We start from the raw sequence: 20,072 nt of genomic DNA, 5'->3' as shown, positions 1-20,072 counted from the left end.
TTTTAGGAGTGATTGAATTAGATCAGTTAAAATATAGCCTGAATTCCTACCGGGAGCCGCTTGAGAAATTAAGCGGTTCTCTTGGTTTGGAAGAAAAGAAAGAGCGGATCGAGCAGCTGGAGCTTGATATGGAAGCTCCGGGATTCTGGGAGGACCTGGAGGAGTCCCAGAAGGTAGTAAGAGAAGTCAAAGAGCTGAAGGATCAGGTGGAAGGATATGAAGGGCTGAAAGGACAGTTTGAGGATATCGAAACTCTGATCGAGATGGCGTCGGAGGAAGAGGACGAAGAACTGGCTGCGGAAACTCAGGAAGCATTTGCGGAGTTTGAGACAGCCTATGAGAATCTGCGGATTTCGACTCTCCTGAGCGGGGAATATGACAAGAATAATGCGATCCTGAGCCTGCATGCGGGAGCCGGAGGAACCGAGTCCTGTGACTGGGCCGGTATGCTGTACCGGATGTATACCCGATGGGCCGGGAAAAAAGGATTCGAGACAAAAGTTATTGACTATCTGGACGGGGATGAGGCAGGAATTAAATCAGTGACGGTAGAGATCAAAGGTGAAAACGCCTATGGATATTTAAGGTCCGAGAGAGGCGTTCACCGGCTGGTGAGAATTTCTCCGTTTAACGCGGCGGGAAAGAGGCAGACCTCTTTTGCATCCTGTGACGTGATGCCGGAGATTGACGAAGACCTGAACGTGGAGATCGCCGATGAAGATATCAGGATTGATACTTACAGAGCAAGCGGCGCCGGAGGCCAGCATATCAATAAGACGGACTCTGCCATAAGGATCACGCACATCCCGACAGGGATCGTTGTCCAGTGTCAGAATGAACGGTCACAACATAAGAATAAAGACCAGGCAATGAAGATGCTCAAGACAAAGCTGTATCTGTTAAAAGAGCAGCAGCATCTGGAGAAACTTTCGGATATCCGGGGAGATGTGGGAGATAATGGATGGGGAAGCCAGATCCGGTCCTATGTTCTGCAGCCATACACTATGGTGAAGGATCACAGGACAAATAAAGAAAGCGGCAATCCATCCGCTGTCCTGGACGGAGATCTGGACGGTTTCATGAACGCATACCTGGCATGGAGCAATGATTGATTTAAATTTAGTATAAAATTCCTCATATGGATTTTTGCATGTAGATTAATAAAACACAAAGGATGGTTTTATATGAAAAATATCAGAATATACACAGGGATTCTGCTGACAGCAGTGATGATTATGACATTGTCTGTATCTGTTTTTGCTCAAAGTAATAGGGAACAGAATTATGGAGTTTCTCAGGTCAGTAGTTCTTCAGTTCATGCCAGTGATAAGAAAAATAATATAATTTTTGAAAAGAAAATTAAAGTAAAGAAAGTTGATAGTGTTGCTAAAGCAGGTGATTTCACTTCTGCAGAACTGGCAAAATATATTTCTCTTTCTGCTGCGGCACTGTTGTGCATCATCTGGCTGATTGTCAGATGCCTGAAGAAGAAATAGGGAAGAGTTTTTGCAGGGCATACAATCTGCACGGTTGTATGTCCGTTTTTTATTCATAGGAAAGTTCGTCCTATGGAATAAAAAGCCCTGCGGCAGGATGCACAGCTTCGCGTGCGGAACAAAAGCTGTGTTTAGAAAAAATTGGTTTGCGATGTGTGCGAAGCACACTTTTGTTCTTGAAACAGTTGCTTAATTTTTAAAAATATGATAGTATCTTGTGGAAAAACAATTGTGTTTAACACACGCACAGAGGTGGACTATGTTAGAAGATTCAAAGTATTATGTCATTAAAAAGAAAGCGGTTCCGGAGGTTCTGTTAAAAGTACTGGAAGTGCAGAAGCTTTTGGATGCAGAACAGGCTAAGTCCATTCAGGAGGCCACGGAGACTGTGGGGATCAGCCGGAGTTCTTATTATAAGTACAAAGATGATATTTTTCCTTTTCATGCGAGCAAAAAGGGACGAAATATCACGTTTGTGATCGAGGTGGAAGACCAGCCGGGAGTTATGGCCACAGTGCTTCAGGTATTTGCAAACTACAAGGCCAATATCCTGACGATCCATCAGAGTATTCCGATCAACGGAAAAGGAGTGCTCACAGTCAGCGTGGATATCGTTGACATGGAGACTGATGTGTCTGCCATGATCGAGAGTGTGGAGAAGCTTGACAACATTACATATGTAAAAATAATTGCAAAGGAGTAGAACAGATGATAAATATTGCGGTATTGGGATACGGAACCATTGGATCAGGAGTTGTGGAGGTCATCGAGACAAATCACGAGAGCATCAACCGTAAGATCGGGGAGCCGATCCGGGTAAAATATGTTTTGGATAAGAGGGATTTATCCGGCACGCCGGTGGCGTCAAAGGCAGTCACAGACTATGATATCATTTTAAATGATGACGATGTGAGCATCGTTGTGGAAGTCTTAGGCGGAGTGGAGCCTGCATATACGTTTGCAAAGCAGGCGCTGGAGCACGGAAAGAGCGTTGCCACTTCCAACAAGGAACTGGTAGCTGAAAAGGGAGCAGAACTTCTGGCCATGGCAAAGTCCAAGAATTTGAATTTCCTGTTTGAGGCCAGTGTTGGAGGCGGAATTCCGATCATCCGTCCCTTAAACCAGTCTCTGACAGCCGATGAGATCAATGAAATAACAGGTATACTGAATGGGACTACAAACTATATCTTAACAAAGATGGCCGATGAAGGGGCTGACTTCGATGAGGTGTTAAAGGACGCTCAGGATAAAGGATATGCGGAACTTCATCCGGAGGCGGATGTGGAGGGATATGATGCGTGCAGAAAGATTGCAATCCTGACTTCACTGGCATTCGGCATGCAGGTGGATTATGAGGATGTACATACCGAGGGTATCACAAAGATCACAGAAACTGATATGAAATATGCAAAAGCCCTGAATAAGAGCATTAAGCTTTTGGGAACCAGCAAAAAAATCGGTGACAATGTATATGCCATGGTATGCCCGATGATGATCGGCAGGGACCATCCGCTGATCGGCGTCAACGATGTGTTCAACGGCATTTTTGTAAACGGAAATGTCATCGGCGACGTGATGTTTTACGGAGCGGGGGCAGGAAAGCTTCCGACAGCCAGCGCAGTTGTGGCAGACGTGATCGATGCGGCAAAGCATAAAGAGAGAAATATTATGCAGATCTGGAGTGAAAAAAAGCTTCACCTCACAGATATCGGTGATTTTGAACATAAATTTTTTGTGCGCCTTCCAAAAGACTGCGACAGGGAAAAGGTAAAAGAAGTTTTTGGCGATGTAGAAGAAGTTTCAGCAGAAGGGGTGACAGATGAATTTGCATTTGTTACACTGACAATGAAAGAAAAAGACTATCAGGAGAAGATCAAAGCGTTTAATTCCGTTTTGGGCATGATCCGTATAAATGTAAAATAGATTTGGAGGACTAGTTTATGAAGTATGTTGTTGTGTTGGGAGACGGAATGGCCGATGAACCGCTCGGGGAACTGGGTGGAAAAACACCGCTTCAGGCGGCCAGGACTCCGGTCATGGATGCCATGGCAAAGGTATCGGAACAGGGGATCGCTTACACGGTGCCGGAGAACCTTCCGGCCGGAAGTGACGTGGCAAACCTTGCTATGCTTGGCTATGACCCGCAGAAGTATTATTCCGGAAGATCACCGCTGGAGGCGCTTTCCATCGGAGTGGATATGAAGGATACTGATATTGCTCTGCGCTGCAACATTGTCACCTTGTCAGAAGATGAGGCCTATGAAGAGAAGACTATCATTGACCACAGCTCCGGGGAGATTACAACAGAAGAGGCTAAGGTTCTGATCGATGCGGTGAAAAAGGAATTAGAGACAGAAGAGTTTCAATATTATCCGGGAGTCAGCTACCGCCATCTTACGATCTGGGATCGCGGAGAGACAGTGGACCTGACGCCGCCCCATGATATATTAGGAAAGCAGATTGGGGAGTATCTTCCCAAGGAGACAAAGCTCCGGGAGATGATGGAGAAGAGTTTTGATATTTTAGACCGGCATCCGATCAATGAAAAACGCAGGGAGATGGGATTGAATCCGGCCAACAGCATTTGGTTCTGGGGTGCGGGCACCCGTCCTGCGCTGGATGATTTTGAGGAAAAAACAGGGAAGAAAGGCGCCATGGTATCCGCTGTAGATCTGCTGAAAGGTATCGCGGTCGGTACGCACATGCTGAATTTAGATGTGGAAGGGGCCACAGGCGGACTCGATACCAACTATAAAGGAAAAGCAATGGCGGCCGTGGATTCTCTGACAAAAGACGGGGCGGATGTGGTTTATATCCATGTGGAAGCTCCTGACGAGATGGGACACCAGGGAAGTGTAAAAAATAAAGTAAAAGCTATTGAATTTCTTGATGACCAGGTGATCCGTGTCGTCGCAGAGGAGCTGAAGAAGCGCGGAGAGGAGTTCCGTATGCTCATCGGGCCGGACCATCCGACACCGATTTCTATACGGACCCATTCCAAAGACCCGGTTCCTTTTATGATATATGACAGCACGAAGGAAACGAATGGGCAGAAGGAATACAGCGAAGAGGCAGCAAAGAGTACAGGACTCGTTCTGGAACACGGACATGATCTGATGGGCCGGCTATTACAAAAATAAGAGAAAATTTTAGGAGGCAGCAATGTTAATTGTTAAAAAATTCGGAGGTACATCCGTAGGAAATAAAGAGAGGATTTTAAATGTGGCAAAACGCTGCATTGAAGAATATCAGAAAGGAAATGACGTGGTGGTTGTCTTGTCTGCAATGGGCAAGATGACAGATGAACTGATCGCGATGGCAAAGGATATCAATCCGAATCCGCCGAAGCGGGAGATGGATATGCTTCTGACCACAGGAGAGCAGACATCCGTTGCCATGATGGCGATGGCGATGCACTCTATGGGAATCCCGGCCGTTTCCCTGAATGCATTCCAGGTAGCCATGCATACGACCCACGCTTACAGCAACGCCAGGATTAAGAGAATCGATACGGACCGTATTTTTAACGAGCTGGAACAGAGAAAAATCGTTATCGTGACAGGATTCCAGGGTGTGGACCGTTACGACAACTATACGACTTTGGGCCGCGGCGGCTCAGACACCACAGCCGTTGCCCTGGCTGCAGCATTGAATGCGGATGCCTGCGAGATCTATACGGATGTGGACGGTGTTTACACCGCGGATCCAAGAAAAGTTACCACAGCGAAGAAACTTCAGGAGATCACCTATGATGAGATGCTGGAGATGGCCACACTCGGTGCGGGAGTTCTCCATAACCGTTCTGTGGAGCTTGCCAAGAAGCACGGAGTACAGCTGGTTGTCCGTTCCAGTCTTACAAAAGAGGAAGGAACGGTTGTCAAAGAGAGAATTATGATGCCTCAGGCAGAGATCAGCGGTGTTGCCGGAGACGATGATGCGGCACGGATCTCTGTGACCGGACTCGAGGATGAGCCGGGAGTAGCATTCCGTCTGTTCAATATCCTTGCAAAGAAGAATATCAATATCGACATCATTCTCCAGTCCGTGGGACAGAATGGCAAGAAAGACATTTCATTCACGGTAAAAGAAGAAGATGCGGAGCTGGCGGTAAATACGATCAAAGAGCATCTGCCGCTGGGATCCTATACCGATGTAGATGCCACCACTGATGTGGCTAAAGTATCCATCATCGGAAGCGGCCTGATCGGACATTCCGGCATGGCTGCCCGTATGTTTGAAGCACTTTACGAAGTCGGCGTAAACATCCGTATGATCTCAACATCAGAGATCCGGGTGACAGTGATTGTGGACCGGGATGATATGGTGAAAGCCATGAATGCGGCACACGAAGCATTTGAACTATAAGAAAAGGTGAAAGGGAACACCGCCTGCAGTCCGGGCGGTGTTTTTTGACCCGGAAGGAAAGGAGATCAGGATGAAGAGAACAGATTATTTATCATGGGATCAGTATTTCATGGGGGTTGCGCTTCTCTCTGCCCAGAGGAGCAAGGATGACCACACGCAGGTCGGGGCATGTCTTGTCAACGACCAGAATAAAATATTATCCGTGGGCTACAATGGGATGCCGACCGGATGTCATGACGATGACATGCCGTGGGAGCGGGAGGGAGAACCTCTCGATACAAAATACTTCTATGTCTGTCATGCAGAACTCAATGCCATTTTAAATTACGGGGGAGGCTCCCTCTATGGAGCGAGAGTTTACGTCACTTTATTTCCGTGCAATGAGTGTGCCAAGGCCATCATTCAGAGCGGAATGAAAGAAGTGATCTATATGCAGGACAAGTACGCCGATGACGACATGACGGTTGCGTCCAAGAAGATGTTTGACATGGCCGGTGTGAAGTACCGGCAGTTTGAACCAAAAGACCAGATAATAGAACTGCACTTATAAGGAAATGGGAAAATGGATATCATCAATATTTTAAAAGACGAGCTGGGAATCAAAAGAACACAGGCGGAGACGGCAGTCAAGCTGATTGACGAGGGAAATACGATACCGTTTATCGCGCGGTACCGGAAAGAGATGACCGGCTCTTTGGACGACGAGACACTCAGGAATCTGGACGAGAGACTGAAGTATTTAAGAAATCTTCAGGACAGAAAAGATGCAGTTTTAAAGAGCATCGAGGAGCAGGGCAAGCTGAGTGAAGAACTGAAAAAGCAGATTGAGGAGGCGGTGACCTTAGTCACTGTGGAAGATCTGTACCGTCCGTACAAGCAGAAAAAACGGACGAGAGCCATGATTGCAAGAGAAAAGGGACTGGAACCGCTTGCAAATTTGATTTTCTTGCAGGCATCAAATGACCCCAAAGAAGATGCCAAAGAGTACGCAGATCCGGGAAAAGGCGTGGAAACACCGGAGGAAGCCCTGCAGGGAGCCAAAGATATTCTCGCGGAGATGATCTCGGACGATGCCAAGTACAGGGAATGGATCAGAAGATCCTTTAAAGAGAATGGAAGAATTCTGTCTGGCGCGAAAAAGCAGGGAGAGAAGTCTGTCTATGAAATGTATTATGATTTTGAAGAACCGGTAAAAAAAGCTGCCGGATACAGGATATTGGCTATGAACCGCGGGGAGAAAGAAGGATTCCTCTCTGTAAAGATCGAGCCTGACAATGAAAAGATTGCGGCTTATCTGGCCAGAAATGTGGTGAAGAAGCAGAAGCATCCAACTACAAAATATTTGCTGGAGGCCATCGAGGACAGTTATAAGAGGCTGATCGCACCTTCCATCGAAAGGGAGATCAGAAATGAACTGACGGAACAGGCAGAGGCGGAGGCTATTAAGCTTTTTGGGAAAAATCTGGAGCAGCTTCTCATGCAGCCGCCGATCGCGGGACAAGTCGTCCTAGGATGGGACCCTGCGTTCCGAACGGGATGTAAATTAGCTGTAGTGGATTCGACAGGAAAAGTCCTGGATACGGTGGTAATCTATCCGACGGCGCCTCAGAACAAAGTGGAAGAAGCCAAAAAGACAGTAAAAAACCTGATTAAAAAATATGGGATTACGCTGATCTCAATAGGAAACGGGACTGCCTCAAGAGAATCAGAACAGATTGTGGTGGAACTTTTAAAAGAGATAAAAGAACCGGTACAGTATGTGATCACCAATGAAGCCGGGGCTTCAGTCTATTCTGCGAGCAAACTGGCGACAGAGGAATTTCCGAATTTCGATGTGGGCCAGAGAAGCGCAGCCTCGATTGCGAGAAGAGTTCAGGACCCGCTCTCGGAACTGGTAAAGATCGAGCCGAAAGCGATCGGTGTGGGACAATACCAGCATGACATGAACCAGAAACAGCTTTCCGGGGCTCTGACAGGTGTCGTAGAGGCGACAGTAAATAAAGTGGGTGTAGATTTAAACACAGCGTCAGCTTCTCTGCTTGAATATGTGTCCGGTGTATCTAAAGCAGTGGCAAAAAACATTGTCTCTTATCGGGAAGAAAACGGGAAATTCCTGAACAGGAGAGAACTCTTAAAAGTTGCCAAGCTGGGGCCCAAAGCCTATGAACAGTGCGCGGGATTTTTAAGAATCTCCGGCGGAAAGAATCCGCTGGATGCCACCGGAGTGCATCCTGAGACTTATAAAGAGACAGATCAGCTTCTGCAGAGTCTTGGCTACTCCGTGAAAGAACTTTCCAGTCAGGGATTTCAGGATATAGGAAAGAAGATTACAGACTATCAAAGACTGTCCGAGGAACTGGGTGTGGGAGAGATCACACTCCGTGACATTGTGAAGGAACTGGAGAAGCCGGGGCGTGATCCGAGAGAGGATATGCCGAAACCGATTTTAAGGACGGACGTCATGGAGATGGAAGACCTGAAGGAAGGCATGAAGCTGAAAGGCACCGTGAGAAATGTCATCGACTTCGGAGCCTTTGTGGACATCGGAGTCCATCAGGATGGGCTGGTGCACATCTCCCAGATGGCCGACCGTTTTGTAAAACATCCTCTGGAAGTGGTCAGTGTGGGCGATGTGGTGGACGTGACCGTGCTGAGTGTGGATCTGGAGAAAAAGAGAATACAGCTTTCTATGAGAAAGTCCTGATTTACCAGCCTCCGGAGAAGGTGATGATCTCTCCCGTCAGATACCGGGGAGCTGTGCAGGTGTGATAGATCATCTCTGCGGCTTCCCTGGGACCGGCAATCCGGTCTGCCGGTATCTCCTGCCGGATCATGTCTTTTTCTTCTTCGGTGAATCCGGAGTTCATTTCTGTGTCAATCATGCCGAACGCTATTGCGTTCACGGAGATATTGCTGGGGGCAACCTCTTTTGCCAGGGCTTTCGTAAACGTATTGACAGCGCCTTTGGCGGCAGAGTACAGCACCTCACAGGAGGCGCCTGCACCGCCCCATACGGAAGATATGTTGAGGATCGTACCGGACTGCCGGCGGATCATATGAGGAAGGACACTTTTGCAGGAGGCAAACAGCGGCATCACATTGGTGTGGAACATTTCCTGCCAGTCTTTTTCAGAGGTATCAGTAAACAGACCCACCCTGGAAATACCTGCATTATTCACAAGGCAGTCCAGCCCTCCGAAACAGGAGATAGTTCCTGCTATCATCTGTTCCACAAAATAGGAATCACAGATATCGCCTGTAAAAGAAAGACATTGGACACCCAGCCTTTTGATCTCTTGTTCAAGAGATGCGAGGCGTTCGGGATGACGGTAACCGTGGATGGCCACATTCCAGCCGTTTTGGGCAAAGACCAGAGCCGTTTCTCTGCCGATGCCTCTGGAACTGCCTGTGATGAGTACTGTATTCATAGCTTCTCCTCCTGGATTTAAGAAAACTTTAAGGAGAGTATAGCATATAGTTTTGTTGAAATAAATCGATTTATTTGGTATACTGAACGGAGTTTCAAGGGAAGGAGCATGGGAAATGGCCAGAAGAGCAAGGAGAAAAGCAGGAGCCGGGGCGATCATCCTGCGGATATTGGTAGTCATTGTACTGTCAGCGGCGGTAGGAATCGGTTCTTTTGCAGGAAGTAAAGCATTTTTTCTGAATAGATTTAAAAAGGACAAAAAAGATAAGATAGCGGAGGCGTTAAAGGCAGAGAGCCAGGAAAGAGTAGATGTATCCCTGGTGAGAGTAAAAGATGCCTTATCGATCCGCATCTATCATAATAAGGATAAACAGATGGTTTTCGTACCGATCAGAAAGGACACCATACTGACTCTGGACAACGACGGAGTCAAAGCCATGGGCGGAGACACGAAGACGGCCACCGTTGAGCAGCTGGCAGCAAAGGCCAAGGATATTAAAGTCATCAAGGCGCAGGTAGAGAAGACTCTGGGAATTACCATCGGCAGCTATGAGAGCTTGTCACAGAAGAATTTCACAAAGGCAGTGAACAATGCCGGAGAAGTAGAACTGGATCTCGAAAATGAAGTGGCATACAAAGACCAGAACAAGATGCTGGTTCATATTCCTGCGGGGAATAACACAATCAACGGAAATCAGGCACTGGGAATGATCCTGGACAGCAGCCAGTTCAGCGACGAGAATGAGCACATCGCGCTGGTTGGGGAACTGACTGTTAAGATAGCCCAGAGCATCAACAAGAAGTCATTAAACGACTATAAAAAGTTTGCGAAAGATTATTATGGCAGTTATGCAAAGAGCAATGTGTCATACGACAGCATCAAAGACAATCTGAGCAGGATGCATGAGGTCAGCGCTAAGGACGTTACCTATCAGATCCTGTCCGGCTCCGACGAAGGGGAAAACTTTAAGCTGGATACAAAGAAGACGAAAGAGATGTTTGATGAACTCCTCTCAGAAAACGGGAAAGTTCCGGAATCATCCGGCTCAGAGAAATCTACAAAGAAGGAAAAAACAACAACGGAAAAGAAAAAAGAGACAGAAGTGTCTTCCAAGGGAATCTCTATTGAGATTCAGAATTCCACGAGGATCAGCGGCCTTGCGGGAAGCTGGAAAGACAAGCTTTCGGGAGACGGATTCACGGTTGGAAGCATTAAGACGAACCGGCAGGGAACACTGACAGACACAAAGATTATCGTTGCGAAAAAGGGTATGGGCGAAGACCTGAAGAAGTATTTTAAAAATCCAACGATTGAAGTCGGAAGCGTGGACAGCGGTGCGCAGATCTGCATCATCCTCGGAACCAACGATGATATTTAGCAGGACAGAATAAAGGGTTTAAAAGAGGCCATACTAACATAAACGATGATGTTTATGTTAGGAGGCGTCCGGTGAAACGAAAAGAAGCATTCAGTATTATAATCGGAACATTTTGCATGGCGGCAGCTACCAATACAGTATTCCAGCCGTTCGGAATCGTCACAGGCGGTTTCGGCGGACTTGGGATCATCTTTGACAAGCTGTGGAGCATCCCTCTGTGGATGACGAACGTCACGCTGAATGTTCCTCTTTTTATACTTGCATTCCGCTATAAGACAAAAAAATTTATGCTCAGAACTATATGCAGCGATATTATGCTGACCGTCTTTTTAGGTGTTCTGCCCAGATTCTCATTTTTCCCGAAAGATTTTTATGTCAATCTGATTCTGGGGGCCATCCTGATGGGAATCGGGCTTGGGCTGGTGATGAAGGAAAGGACATCCACGGGGGGAACGGATCTGATGGCGTTCTTACTGCATGTTGTCTTTCCGCATGTAAGCATTCCTATGCTTCTTGGGATGCTGGACGGCACGATCGTCCTGTTCGGCGCTTTTATTTTCGGTGTTGAGAAAACAAGTTTTGCGCTTCTTGTCATATATGGGATTACGAAGATCACAGACAGTGTGGTCGAAGGCTTTCAGGTTTCCAAGCTGGTGTTTGTGATCAGCCGGCATCAGGAACAGATATCGGAACAGATTTTGTTTCGCATGGGCCGGGGAGCGACCAAGCTTTCTTCTGTGGGAGCTTATACCGGACAGAGCAAAGAAACTCTGATGTGCATCGTATCAAAGAAGGAAGTGCCTGTGCTAAAGAAGATCGTCATGGAAACAGACCCGAAAGCCTTTGTGATTATATCTGACACAAGAGAGACAATAGGGGAGGGGTTTGTGGATTATACACAATAAAATAAAAAAGTTACTATCTTTCTCTTTTTTTTTTGTATATTTTGCTATATAGTATTAGAAAAGGTCGGAAATAAGAAAGGGCGTGTAAATATGATTTCAAATCAAATTCTGCAGGAGACATTAGATGGAATACACAGTATTTCCAACGTGGATCTGTATGTGATAGATTTAAACGGAAAGATCCTGGCAAAAACGAAGGAGACGGAGGCAGAGGATGAAGATACACTGAAGGGCTTCATCAATTCCGTAGCAGAGAGCCAGGTTGTTGGCGGCAAGCAGTATTTTAAAATTTTTGACGACAAACGTCTGGAGTATGTGCTTTTAGCTGACGGAGAGAGTGAGAGCATGTATATGGTGGCAAAGATGGCGGTGTTTCAGATTGAAAGTCTGCTTGTCGCCTACAAAGAAAGGTTTGACAAGGATAATTTTATAAAAAATCTTCTTCTCGACAATCTGCTTCTGGTGGATATTTATAACCGGGCCAAGAAGCTGAATATTGACATCGAGGCCACACGGGTTGCCTATCTGATCGAAGCTACCTATGGCAAAGATCAAAATCTGGTGGAAACAGTAAAGCAGCTGGAGGATACTACGGATGATGACTTTATTGCCGCCGTCGATGAAAAAAGTATCGTATTGGTGAAGGAAGTCTGCGTAAAGGCCCAGTCAAAGCAGTTTGTCAAGACGGCTGAGAAGCTTCTGAAAAACCTGAAAAATGTCGGGATCAATGACGCGAGAATTGCCGTGGGGACCATAGCCAAAGGGATCAAGGATGTGTCCCGGTCTTACAAGGAGGCACAGATTGCTCTTGAGGTAGATAAGATTTTCTATGAAAACAAAGAAGTGGTAGCCTATGACCAGCTGGGTATCGGAAGACTGATCTATCAGCTGCCTCTGCCGCTTTGCAAAATGTTTATCAAAGAGGTGTTTGGGGATTATTCTCCGGAGGAGATCGACGATGAGACATTGGCGACGATCTACAAGTTTTTTGAGAATAATCTGAATGTCTCCGAGACGTCCAGACAGTTATATATACATAGAAATACTCTTGTATACCGCCTGGATAAAATACAGAAGAGCACGAACCTGGACCTGAGGAATTTTGAGGATGCCATTGCTTTTAAAATTGCTCTGATGGTCGTACAGTATATGAAGCATATGAATACACTTGGATAAACGTGTGAGAGGGGAGTCATTTCTATGATTACACTGCAGAATGTGACGAAAGAGTACCAAAAAGGCAGCATAGGGCTGGACAACGTGTCACTGGAGGTAGATAAGGGGGAATTTGCCTTCATAGTGGGTAAGAGCGGGTCCGGCAAGACAACACTGATCAAGCTGCTGTTAAAGGAACTGGAAGCGACATCCGGGGATATCGTTGTCAACGGCTATCACTACCAGAAGATGAAGCGGAGGCAGATTCCGTATCTCAGGAGACAAATAGGCGTTGTTTTCCAGGATTTCCGACTGCTTAGAGACCGGAGTATCTATGAGAATGTAGCGTTTGCGCAGCAGGTGATTGAGGTGCCGAAAAGAGCCATGAAGCGGCAGGTTCAGAACGTCCTTGAGCTGGTGGGGCTGGGGAACAGGCTCAGGGCTCTGCCTGACGAACTGTCAGGAGGTGAGCAGCAGAGGGTTGCCATTGCCAGGGCTTTGGTCAATCACCCGGCGCTTTTGCTGGCAGATGAACCTACGGGGAATCTGGACCCGCAGAATGCACAGGAGATCATGGATCTTCTGGTGGAAATCCAGAAGAGAGGAACGACAGTGATTGTCGTAACCCATAATAAAGAAATCGTAAATCATATGGGGAAACGGGTCATCGCCTTGAATGAGGGAGCAGTACATCACGACGAGAAAGGCGGTACATATGATATTTAGACGGCTGGCCTATGGGTTTAAAGAAGGGCTGAAAAATATTTTCAGGAACAAAATTTTTTCTTTGGCAACGGTAGGGACGATCATGGCCTGTATTTTCCTTCTGGGAGTGACATTTTCCGTGCTCCTCAATGTAAGGGCTACGGTAAAGCAGGCAGAAGATTCAGTGACCATTTCCGTATTCTTCGATGAAAAGCTGGCGGAGAGCAGGAAGGATGCCATCGGAAAGAAAATCAAAGGTTACAAAGAAGTTCAGTCTGTCCGTTATGTATCGGCGGAAGAAGCATGGGCTAAGTATAAAAAAGAGGTATTTAAGAACAATGAAGATCTTTTGGAGGGATTTGAGGGCAAAAACCCGTTAAATGAATCGGACTCCTATGAAGTCATGTTAAAAGACGTGAAGTATCACGGAAAAATGGTCAGGCAGTTTAAAGGCCTGGACGGAGTGAGAAAAGTAGAGTATGCAAAAGGTGCCGCAGAGGGGATTTCCAAGGCAAATCTTCTTGGAGCCTATGTGGCAGGGGCTATTATCCTGATTCTTTTGCTTGTGTCGGTCTTCCTCGTGAGCAACACCGTCTCTATCGGTATTGCGGTGAGAAAAGAAGAGATCGCCATTATGAGACTGATCGGTGCCACCAACCGGTTTATCAGGGCTCCGTTTATTGTGGAGGGAGCCGTCATAGGAATCGTCGGCTCTCTGATCCCTATGGGTGTCATTTATATAGGCTATAAGGTGATAGTCAACTATATTATAGACAAATTTCATGTACTGACAAATTTTATGGAGTTTGTACCTGTAAACCAGATCATGGTTTATCTGATTCCTGCGTCTCTGTTAGTGGGGCTCGGCATCGGATGTCTCGGAAGCAGCTTTACGATCCGCAAATACCTGAGAGTGTAGGAGGATTCCTATGAAGAAAAAATATTTTGGTGTAACAGTATTTCTTTTGACCCTGTGTCTTTGCTTTGCCAGCCTGCCGGGATTGGCGGTGAAGGCTGACAGCAGGACGGAAGACTTGAAGGATAAGGCAAAGAAAAAAGAAGAGGAAAATAAGGAGCTGGAAAAGAAGATTTCCGGGATGGAAAAGGAAATCGAGGCCATGGATCAGAAGATCGAGAAGGCTTCCGATAAAGCGGACAAGCTGGAAAAAAAGCTGAACGACACGAAGAAGCAGGTGAGTGATACAAAAGAAAAGCTCAGTGAGGCAAAGGCATCCAAAGAAAAGCAGTATAAGATTATGAGCAAACGGATAAAATACCTTTACGAAAATGGAAACACAGGTTATATTGATGTGATTGTACAGGCAAAATCTTTTAATGAGTTCCTTACAAGACTTGACTATGTGTCAAAGATTTCTAATTATGACAATAATATGTTTCACAGGCTCAGAAAAACTCAGGACAAGATTGCCTTAGCTTCAAAAAAGCTGGAGGAAAGCTACAAGGAGATTAAAACTGTGACGAAGGAAGCCAAGGCTGAAGAGGCCAAGATTGTCAGCCTGGCCGACAGCAAGAAATCCAAGCTGATACAGTTCCAGCAGAAGATTGCATCAAACAAGGATCTGATGCAGAAGTATCAGGACCGTATAGATTACTACGATACTGCATCAAACAAGCCGTCCGGAGGAAACGCAGGGAATAGTTCTTCATCCGGAAGTTCCAGACCCGGGGGCAGTTCTTCGGGAAGCTCCGGCGGATCATCCTCCGGAAATCACAGTTCCGGGGGCGGATCTTCTTCACTGACATGGCCGGTCCCGTCCTGCCATACAGTTACTTCACCATTTGGAAACCGGACACATCCGGTTCAGGGGGGAACGAAATTCCATGAAGGCATTGATATCGGAGCGCCAAAGGGTTCCACGGTAGTAGCAGCGGGAAGCGGTACAGTGGAAGTGGCAGGATACAGCCCGTATAACGGAAACTGGGTGAAGATTGACCACGGAAACGGACTGGAGACATTGTATTTACATAATTCTTCTCTGAAAGTCTCGTCCGGACAGAGAGTCAGCAGAGGGCAGAAGATCGCGTCATCCGGCTCCACCGGGATGTCCACCGGGCCGCATCTTCACTTTGCAGTAAAGAAAAACGGCAGCTATGTGAATCCAATGAATTATATGTGACAGGAACTGTGGAATCAGGGGTATGAAAAAAAGTCATACCTCTGTTCTTTTTATATATGAAATTTCCATAGTATAATGGATTTAAATGGATATCATGGGAAAGGAGCGGAGTATGAATTTAAAACAGCTGACCTATTTTGTTGCACTGGCAAAGAATCAAAATTTTACCACTGCCGCAAATGAATTGTTTATCTGCCAGTCGGCACTGAGCAAGACGATTAAAGCCATGGAAGAGGATTTGGATGTACAGCTCGTTGACCGGACTGCGAAACGCTTTTGTCTGACGCCGGAGGGCAGGATGCTTTATCAGGAAGGCAGAGATGCACTGGAGAGCATCAATAACCAGATGGAGCATTTAAGAGACTGTATTAATGCAGAGAACGGGGAAATTTCCGTGGGAATACCTCCGGTGATCAGCACGATTTATTTTGCGTCTATTATCCAGGGGTTTCGAAAAGCCTATCCGGGAATCCGCCTTGTAATTGCGGAAGAGGGAGCAAATACTGTGAAAGAAAAGGTTCAGTCCGGAGAGATTGACATCGGTGTGGTCATACTTCCTTTTGCTTCGGACGATTTTCATATCCTTCCTGTATTTAAGTCGGACAATGTGCTGACGGTCAGCACGGATCATCCTTTTGCGGGCCGTGAGAAAGCAGCTTTTCGGGAGTTAAGAAATGAAGAGTTTATTTCACTTGACAAGACATTTATGCTCCACAGCCGGACCAGGGAACTGTGCCATATGTCGGGCTTTGAGCCGAACATCGTTATGGAGAGTTCCCAGTGGGACTTCGTGGCCGAGATGGTTTCGCTGAATCAGGGAGTGGCCATTCTTCCGCGGCCGATCTTATCCCGTTTTAATTCAGATAAAATAAAAATTCTTACACTGACGGAACCGGAGTTTCCATGGGATATAGCATTGATCATAAGAAAGGACAAATACGTTTCAAATCCGATCAGACATTTTCAGACGTATGTCAAAGAACACGGGAATATTAAATAAAGAAATTGCAAAGAACTAAACCTTAGATGATAGAGAGGCTTAGTTCTTTTTTTCATGCCGTCTATGAATTTTATATATTTTACTGTGAGAATCAACCAAACCTATAATGGATTTATAGAAATGATTATACAAGATGATCAGAGAATTGCATCAGGGAAGGAGTAACCAATGGGAAATTGTTCATTAAAGGTCGGAGATGAATGTTCTTTTTGTAAACAAATCAGCAATGAGGATGTCCTGGCATTTGCAGAGGTGACGGGGGATAAGAATCCGCTGCATCTGGATGATGACTATGCGAAAGATACGGTATTTAAAGAGAGGATAGCTCATGGGATGATCAGTGCCGGAGTTATCTCGGCGGCCATTGCCATGAAGCTTCCGGGACCCGGTACCACATATCTGGGTCAGTCTCTGAAATTTACAGGACCTGTGAAGATTGGAGACACAGTCACAGCCAGTCTGAGGGTAAAGGAATTAAAAGAAAAAACTAAGTTTACGATCGCCACCATTACTACGACTTGTGTCAATCAGGAAGGCAGGGTTGTCGTGGAAGGGGAAGCAACCGTTATTCCGCCGGAGCATAAGGAGGATACAGCATGTCTAAATTAAGCAGTGCAGAAGAGGCAGTAAAACAGATCAAAGACGGCGACACGGTAGCGTTCAACGGATTTGCTTTCGGATTCGGGTTCGCTGAAGAAATAGCAAAGGCCTTGGGAAAACGCTATGAGGAGGAGGGGCATCCAAAAGAATTGACGCTCCTGTTTGGATCGGGCTGCGGAGACGGAGGAGTCCTTAAAGAGGATTTCGGCCTTGACCATTTGGCAAAAGAGGGAATGGTCAAACGAATCATTGCCGGGCATGTGGGACTGGCAAAGAAGCTGAGCAGGATGATCAATGAGAATAAGATCGCAGCTTATAATTTTCCGCAGGGTGTCGTTGCACATTTATTCAGGGCCATTGCAGGCGGCAAGCCCGGGGTGCTGACTCAGGTGGGATTAAAAACATTTGCAGATCCAAGAGTGGAAGGCGGCCGCATGAACCAGGCTGCTCAAGGCGAGAGCTTTGTGGAGGTTATGGAGGCAGCAGGGAAAGAATATCTTCTGTACCGTTCCATTCCTGTGGACGTCGCCATCATCCGCGGCACGGTGGGAGACGAGAAAGGGAATATGACGGTCGATAAAGAAGGCGTGCTTTTGGAAACACTTCATATCGCTGAGGCAGCCAGAAATTCCGGCGGAATCGTGATCGGCCAGGTAAAAGAGGTGGCAAAAGAGGGGACTTTGGACCCAAGAGAGATATATGTCCCGGGAATCATGGTTGATACATTGGTCAAAGCTAAACCAGAAAATCACCGTATGACTTGTATTCTTGACTATGATGCGTCTTTTACGGGAGAAGTAAAAGTGCCGTCTGACAGCATTGCTCCCATGGAAATGGGAATACGGAAGGTCATCGCAAAGCGGTGCGCCAAAGAGCTTCAGCTGGATACTACGATTAATCTGGGGATCGGGGTACCGGAAGGGGTCGCATCCGTTGCCCTGGAAGCAGGGATCGCAGACCGTCTGACAATGACGATCGAGGCCGGAGCGATCGGAGGCGTGCCTCAGGGAGGGCACAGCCTTGGAGCTGCTGCCAACGTAGAGGTGCTGATCGGCCAGCCGAATCTGTTTGACTTTTATGACGGCGGCGGACTTGACCTGACCTGCCTGGGGCTTGCACAGGCTGATGCCAAAGGAAATATCAATGTAAGCAAGTTTAACGGCAGGATGGTTGGCTGCGGAGGATTCGTAAATATTTCACAGAATACGAAAAACGTCATTTTCTGCGGTACATTTACGGCCGGAAAGTCGCTGATCGAAGTAAAAGACCGGGGACTTCAGATCGTACAGGACGGTGAGTTTACCAAGTTTGTGGACCGCGTGGAGCAGATTACCTTCAGCGGAGAATATGGCGTGCAGACCGGCCAGAATGTGCTGTATGTGACGGAACGGGCGGTGTTCAGACTGACGGAAGGCGGTCTGGAACTAATTGAGACAGCACCTGGAATCGATCTGGAAAAGCACATTTTAGACAAGATGGATTTCAAACCTTTGATATCACGGAATCTAAAAGAGATGGATGCAGATATATTTGACAACACCCCATTGAAGATCGGAGGCAGATAGTATGATTGGAATTGTTTTAGGGCTTGCGCTGCTGGTATTCCTGGCGTACAAGGGATATTCAATTATCTGGGTGGCTCCGGTATCCGCTATGGTTGTGGCGCTGACCGGGGGACTTTCTCTGCTACCTGCATATACAGACACCTATATGCAGGGGCTTGTAGATTTTGCCAAATCCTGGTTTCCAATATTTCTTTTGGGAGCGATTTTCGGAAAGGCGATGGAAGTTACGGGGGCGGCTCATTCTGTGGCAAAAAAATTGTCCTCAATGATCGGAGCCCAGAGGGCAATCCTGGCGGTGATTATCAGCTGCGGTATTTTGGTCTATGGCGGAATTTCACTGTTTGTGGTTGTGTTTGCCATTTATCCGATTGCCGTATCCTTATTCCGGGAGGCTGATCTTCCGAGAAGACTGATCCCAGGGTGTATTGCCTGCGGTGCATTCACATTTTCCATGACCGCATTTCCCGGCAATCCCCAGCTGAATAATATCATTCCCACAAAATATTTCGGGACGAACGCAATGTCCGGGCCCGTCATGGGTATTGCGGGCGGGCTCGTAATGCTTGTGGGAGGTTATCTGTGGCTGTCTTACCGCGCAAAGAAAATGACTGCCGCTGGAGAACACTTTGATGAACCTGACAATATAAAGGAGAGTGCTTCAGAGGATCTGCCCAATCCGCTGCTGTCGGTTGTGCCACTGCTGATCGTTGTGGCATCACTGAATGTTCTGCCGATGTGGATCGCGTTTCCGGAAGATAAGAAGTCTACTTACGCCATCATCATTGCCCTGCTCCTGGGGATCGCCGCGTCTGTTCTTTTAAATCTGCGGAATTTGAAGGACATCATTGGCGCTGTCAGTGAAGGTGCCAACGGATCTGTCATGGCGATCATGAACACATCTGCGGCTGTGGGATTCGGTGCCGTGGTGAAAGCGGCTCCCGGATTTGCCGTGCTTACAAAGGCTGTCCTGGGCATCAAAGCAAGTCCTCTCATTTCGGAGGCACTGGCTGTAACACTTCTGGCCGGAGCTACCGGATCATCCTCCGGAGGCATGGGCATCGCGCTGGAAGCATTGGGGCCGAAATATATGGAGATGGCCACATCTTTGAACATTGATCCGGGTGCTTTCCACCGTGTTGCATCCATCGCATCCGGGGGACTGGATTCTCTGCCGCACTGCGGGGCTGTCATCACACTGCTGGCCGTAGCGGGAATGACACATAAAAAATCTTATGCAGATATCGGAATGGTTACCTGTGTGATTCCGATTGTGGCAACCGTAGTTGTTGTGGCGATGGGGATGATGGGAATAGTGTGACATTTTGTACATGATTTCC

General features: G+C 47.0%; 19 protein-coding genes. 18 read left to right on the top strand and 1 reads right to left on the bottom strand.

Translation table 11 applies throughout. From position 1 onward, the window contains the following. The first annotated feature begins 8 nt into the window (after window positions 1-8). The 8 genes from prfB to DWV34_RS14525 all read left to right on the top strand — a co-directional run bounded on the left by prfB (window position 9) and on the right by DWV34_RS14525 (window position 8,565). Complete coding sequence (prfB, locus tag DWV34_RS14560; protein ID WP_118476570.1) at window positions 9-1,112, top strand: peptide chain release factor 2; 1,104 nt, start codon at window positions 9-11, stop codon at window positions 1,110-1,112. Between the two features lie 72 nt (window positions 1,113-1,184). Continuing rightward, window positions 1,185-1,496 (top strand): hypothetical protein, encoded by a 312-nt coding sequence (locus tag DWV34_RS14555; RefSeq protein ID WP_006568550.1) that lies wholly within the window; start codon window positions 1,185-1,187, stop codon window positions 1,494-1,496. A 259-nt stretch (window positions 1,497-1,755) separates the two neighbouring features. Then, entirely contained in the window at window positions 1,756-2,199 is a 444-nt protein-coding gene (locus DWV34_RS14550; protein WP_006568552.1) for an ACT domain-containing protein, read from the top strand. A 5-nt stretch (window positions 2,200-2,204) separates the two neighbouring features. Beyond that, a complete protein-coding gene (locus DWV34_RS14545; protein WP_009289915.1) occupies window positions 2,205-3,419 on the top strand; it encodes a homoserine dehydrogenase in 1,215 nt (404 codons plus the stop codon). A gap of 17 nt (window positions 3,420-3,436) precedes the next feature. Continuing rightward, the gene (locus DWV34_RS14540) at window positions 3,437-4,636 is read left to right on the top strand and encodes a cofactor-independent phosphoglycerate mutase (protein WP_118476569.1); all 1,200 of its coding nucleotides are present in this window, start codon (window positions 3,437-3,439) and stop codon (window positions 4,634-4,636) included. 22 nt (window positions 4,637-4,658) lie between these two features. Further along, window positions 4,659-5,861, top strand: coding sequence for an aspartate kinase (locus tag DWV34_RS14535; protein ID WP_009289913.1), 1,203 nt, complete (start codon window positions 4,659-4,661; stop codon window positions 5,859-5,861). Between the two features lie 70 nt (window positions 5,862-5,931). After that, window positions 5,932-6,411, top strand: a complete 480-nt coding sequence (locus DWV34_RS14530) for a deoxycytidylate deaminase (protein ID WP_022260990.1) — start codon at window positions 5,932-5,934, stop codon at window positions 6,409-6,411. Between the two features lie 12 nt (window positions 6,412-6,423). After that, window positions 6,424-8,565, top strand: a complete 2,142-nt coding sequence (locus DWV34_RS14525; RefSeq protein ID WP_022260989.1) for a Tex family protein — start codon at window positions 6,424-6,426, stop codon at window positions 8,563-8,565. 1 nt (window position 8,566) lies between these two features. On the opposite strand, the gene ymfI is transcribed toward DWV34_RS14525, so the two are convergent. Beyond that, a complete protein-coding gene (ymfI, locus tag DWV34_RS14520; protein WP_009289909.1) occupies window positions 8,567-9,289 on the bottom strand; it encodes an elongation factor P 5-aminopentanone reductase in 723 nt (240 codons plus the stop codon). A gap of 115 nt (window positions 9,290-9,404) precedes the next feature. Between ymfI and DWV34_RS14515 the strand changes: the two genes are divergently transcribed. From DWV34_RS14515 to DWV34_RS14470, 10 genes are all read left to right on the top strand, one after another. Continuing rightward, window positions 9,405-10,667 carry an LCP family protein gene (locus DWV34_RS14515; protein ID WP_006568559.1) on the top strand — a complete coding sequence of 421 codons (1,263 nt, stop codon included), beginning with the start codon at window positions 9,405-9,407 and terminating at the stop codon, window positions 10,665-10,667. Between the two features lie 71 nt (window positions 10,668-10,738). Continuing rightward, complete coding sequence (locus DWV34_RS14510; protein ID WP_009289908.1) at window positions 10,739-11,572, top strand: YitT family protein; 834 nt, start codon at window positions 10,739-10,741, stop codon at window positions 11,570-11,572. Between the two features lie 90 nt (window positions 11,573-11,662). Next, complete coding sequence (locus DWV34_RS14505; protein WP_009289907.1) at window positions 11,663-12,748, top strand: PucR family transcriptional regulator; 1,086 nt, start codon at window positions 11,663-11,665, stop codon at window positions 12,746-12,748. A gap of 24 nt (window positions 12,749-12,772) precedes the next feature. After that, window positions 12,773-13,453 (top strand): cell division ATP-binding protein FtsE, encoded by a 681-nt coding sequence (gene ftsE, locus DWV34_RS14500; protein ID WP_006568563.1) that lies wholly within the window; start codon window positions 12,773-12,775, stop codon window positions 13,451-13,453. Then, on the top strand, window positions 13,443-14,351 hold the full coding sequence (ftsX, locus tag DWV34_RS14495; RefSeq protein WP_006568564.1) for a permease-like cell division protein FtsX: 909 nt from the start codon (window positions 13,443-13,445) through the stop codon (window positions 14,349-14,351). The genes ftsE and ftsX overlap by 11 nt, the downstream gene beginning before the upstream one ends. A gap of 10 nt (window positions 14,352-14,361) precedes the next feature. After that, the gene (locus tag DWV34_RS14490) at window positions 14,362-15,570 is read left to right on the top strand and encodes a murein hydrolase activator EnvC family protein (protein ID WP_009289906.1); all 1,209 of its coding nucleotides are present in this window, start codon (window positions 14,362-14,364) and stop codon (window positions 15,568-15,570) included. A gap of 112 nt (window positions 15,571-15,682) precedes the next feature. Beyond that, the gene (locus DWV34_RS14485) at window positions 15,683-16,570 is read left to right on the top strand and encodes a LysR family transcriptional regulator (protein ID WP_009289905.1); all 888 of its coding nucleotides are present in this window, start codon (window positions 15,683-15,685) and stop codon (window positions 16,568-16,570) included. A 168-nt stretch (window positions 16,571-16,738) separates the two neighbouring features. Next, on the top strand, window positions 16,739-17,179 hold the full coding sequence (locus tag DWV34_RS14480; RefSeq protein WP_006568567.1) for a MaoC family dehydratase: 441 nt from the start codon (window positions 16,739-16,741) through the stop codon (window positions 17,177-17,179). Continuing rightward, on the top strand, window positions 17,167-18,735 hold the full coding sequence (locus DWV34_RS14475; RefSeq protein WP_009289904.1) for an acyl CoA:acetate/3-ketoacid CoA transferase: 1,569 nt from the start codon (window positions 17,167-17,169) through the stop codon (window positions 18,733-18,735). The genes DWV34_RS14480 and DWV34_RS14475 overlap by 13 nt, the downstream gene beginning before the upstream one ends. 1 nt (window position 18,736) lies before the next feature. Continuing rightward, window positions 18,737-20,053, top strand: coding sequence for a GntP family permease (locus DWV34_RS14470; protein ID WP_118476568.1), 1,317 nt, complete (start codon window positions 18,737-18,739; stop codon window positions 20,051-20,053). Window positions 20,054-20,072 lie beyond the last annotated feature (19 nt).

This window comes from Anaerostipes sp. AF04-45 (assembly GCF_003461725.1).
In the GTDB taxonomy this organism is placed as follows: Bacteria; Bacillota; Clostridia; order Lachnospirales; family Lachnospiraceae; genus Anaerostipes; species Anaerostipes caccae.
This window is presented reverse-complemented; position numbering and strand designations above follow the sequence as displayed.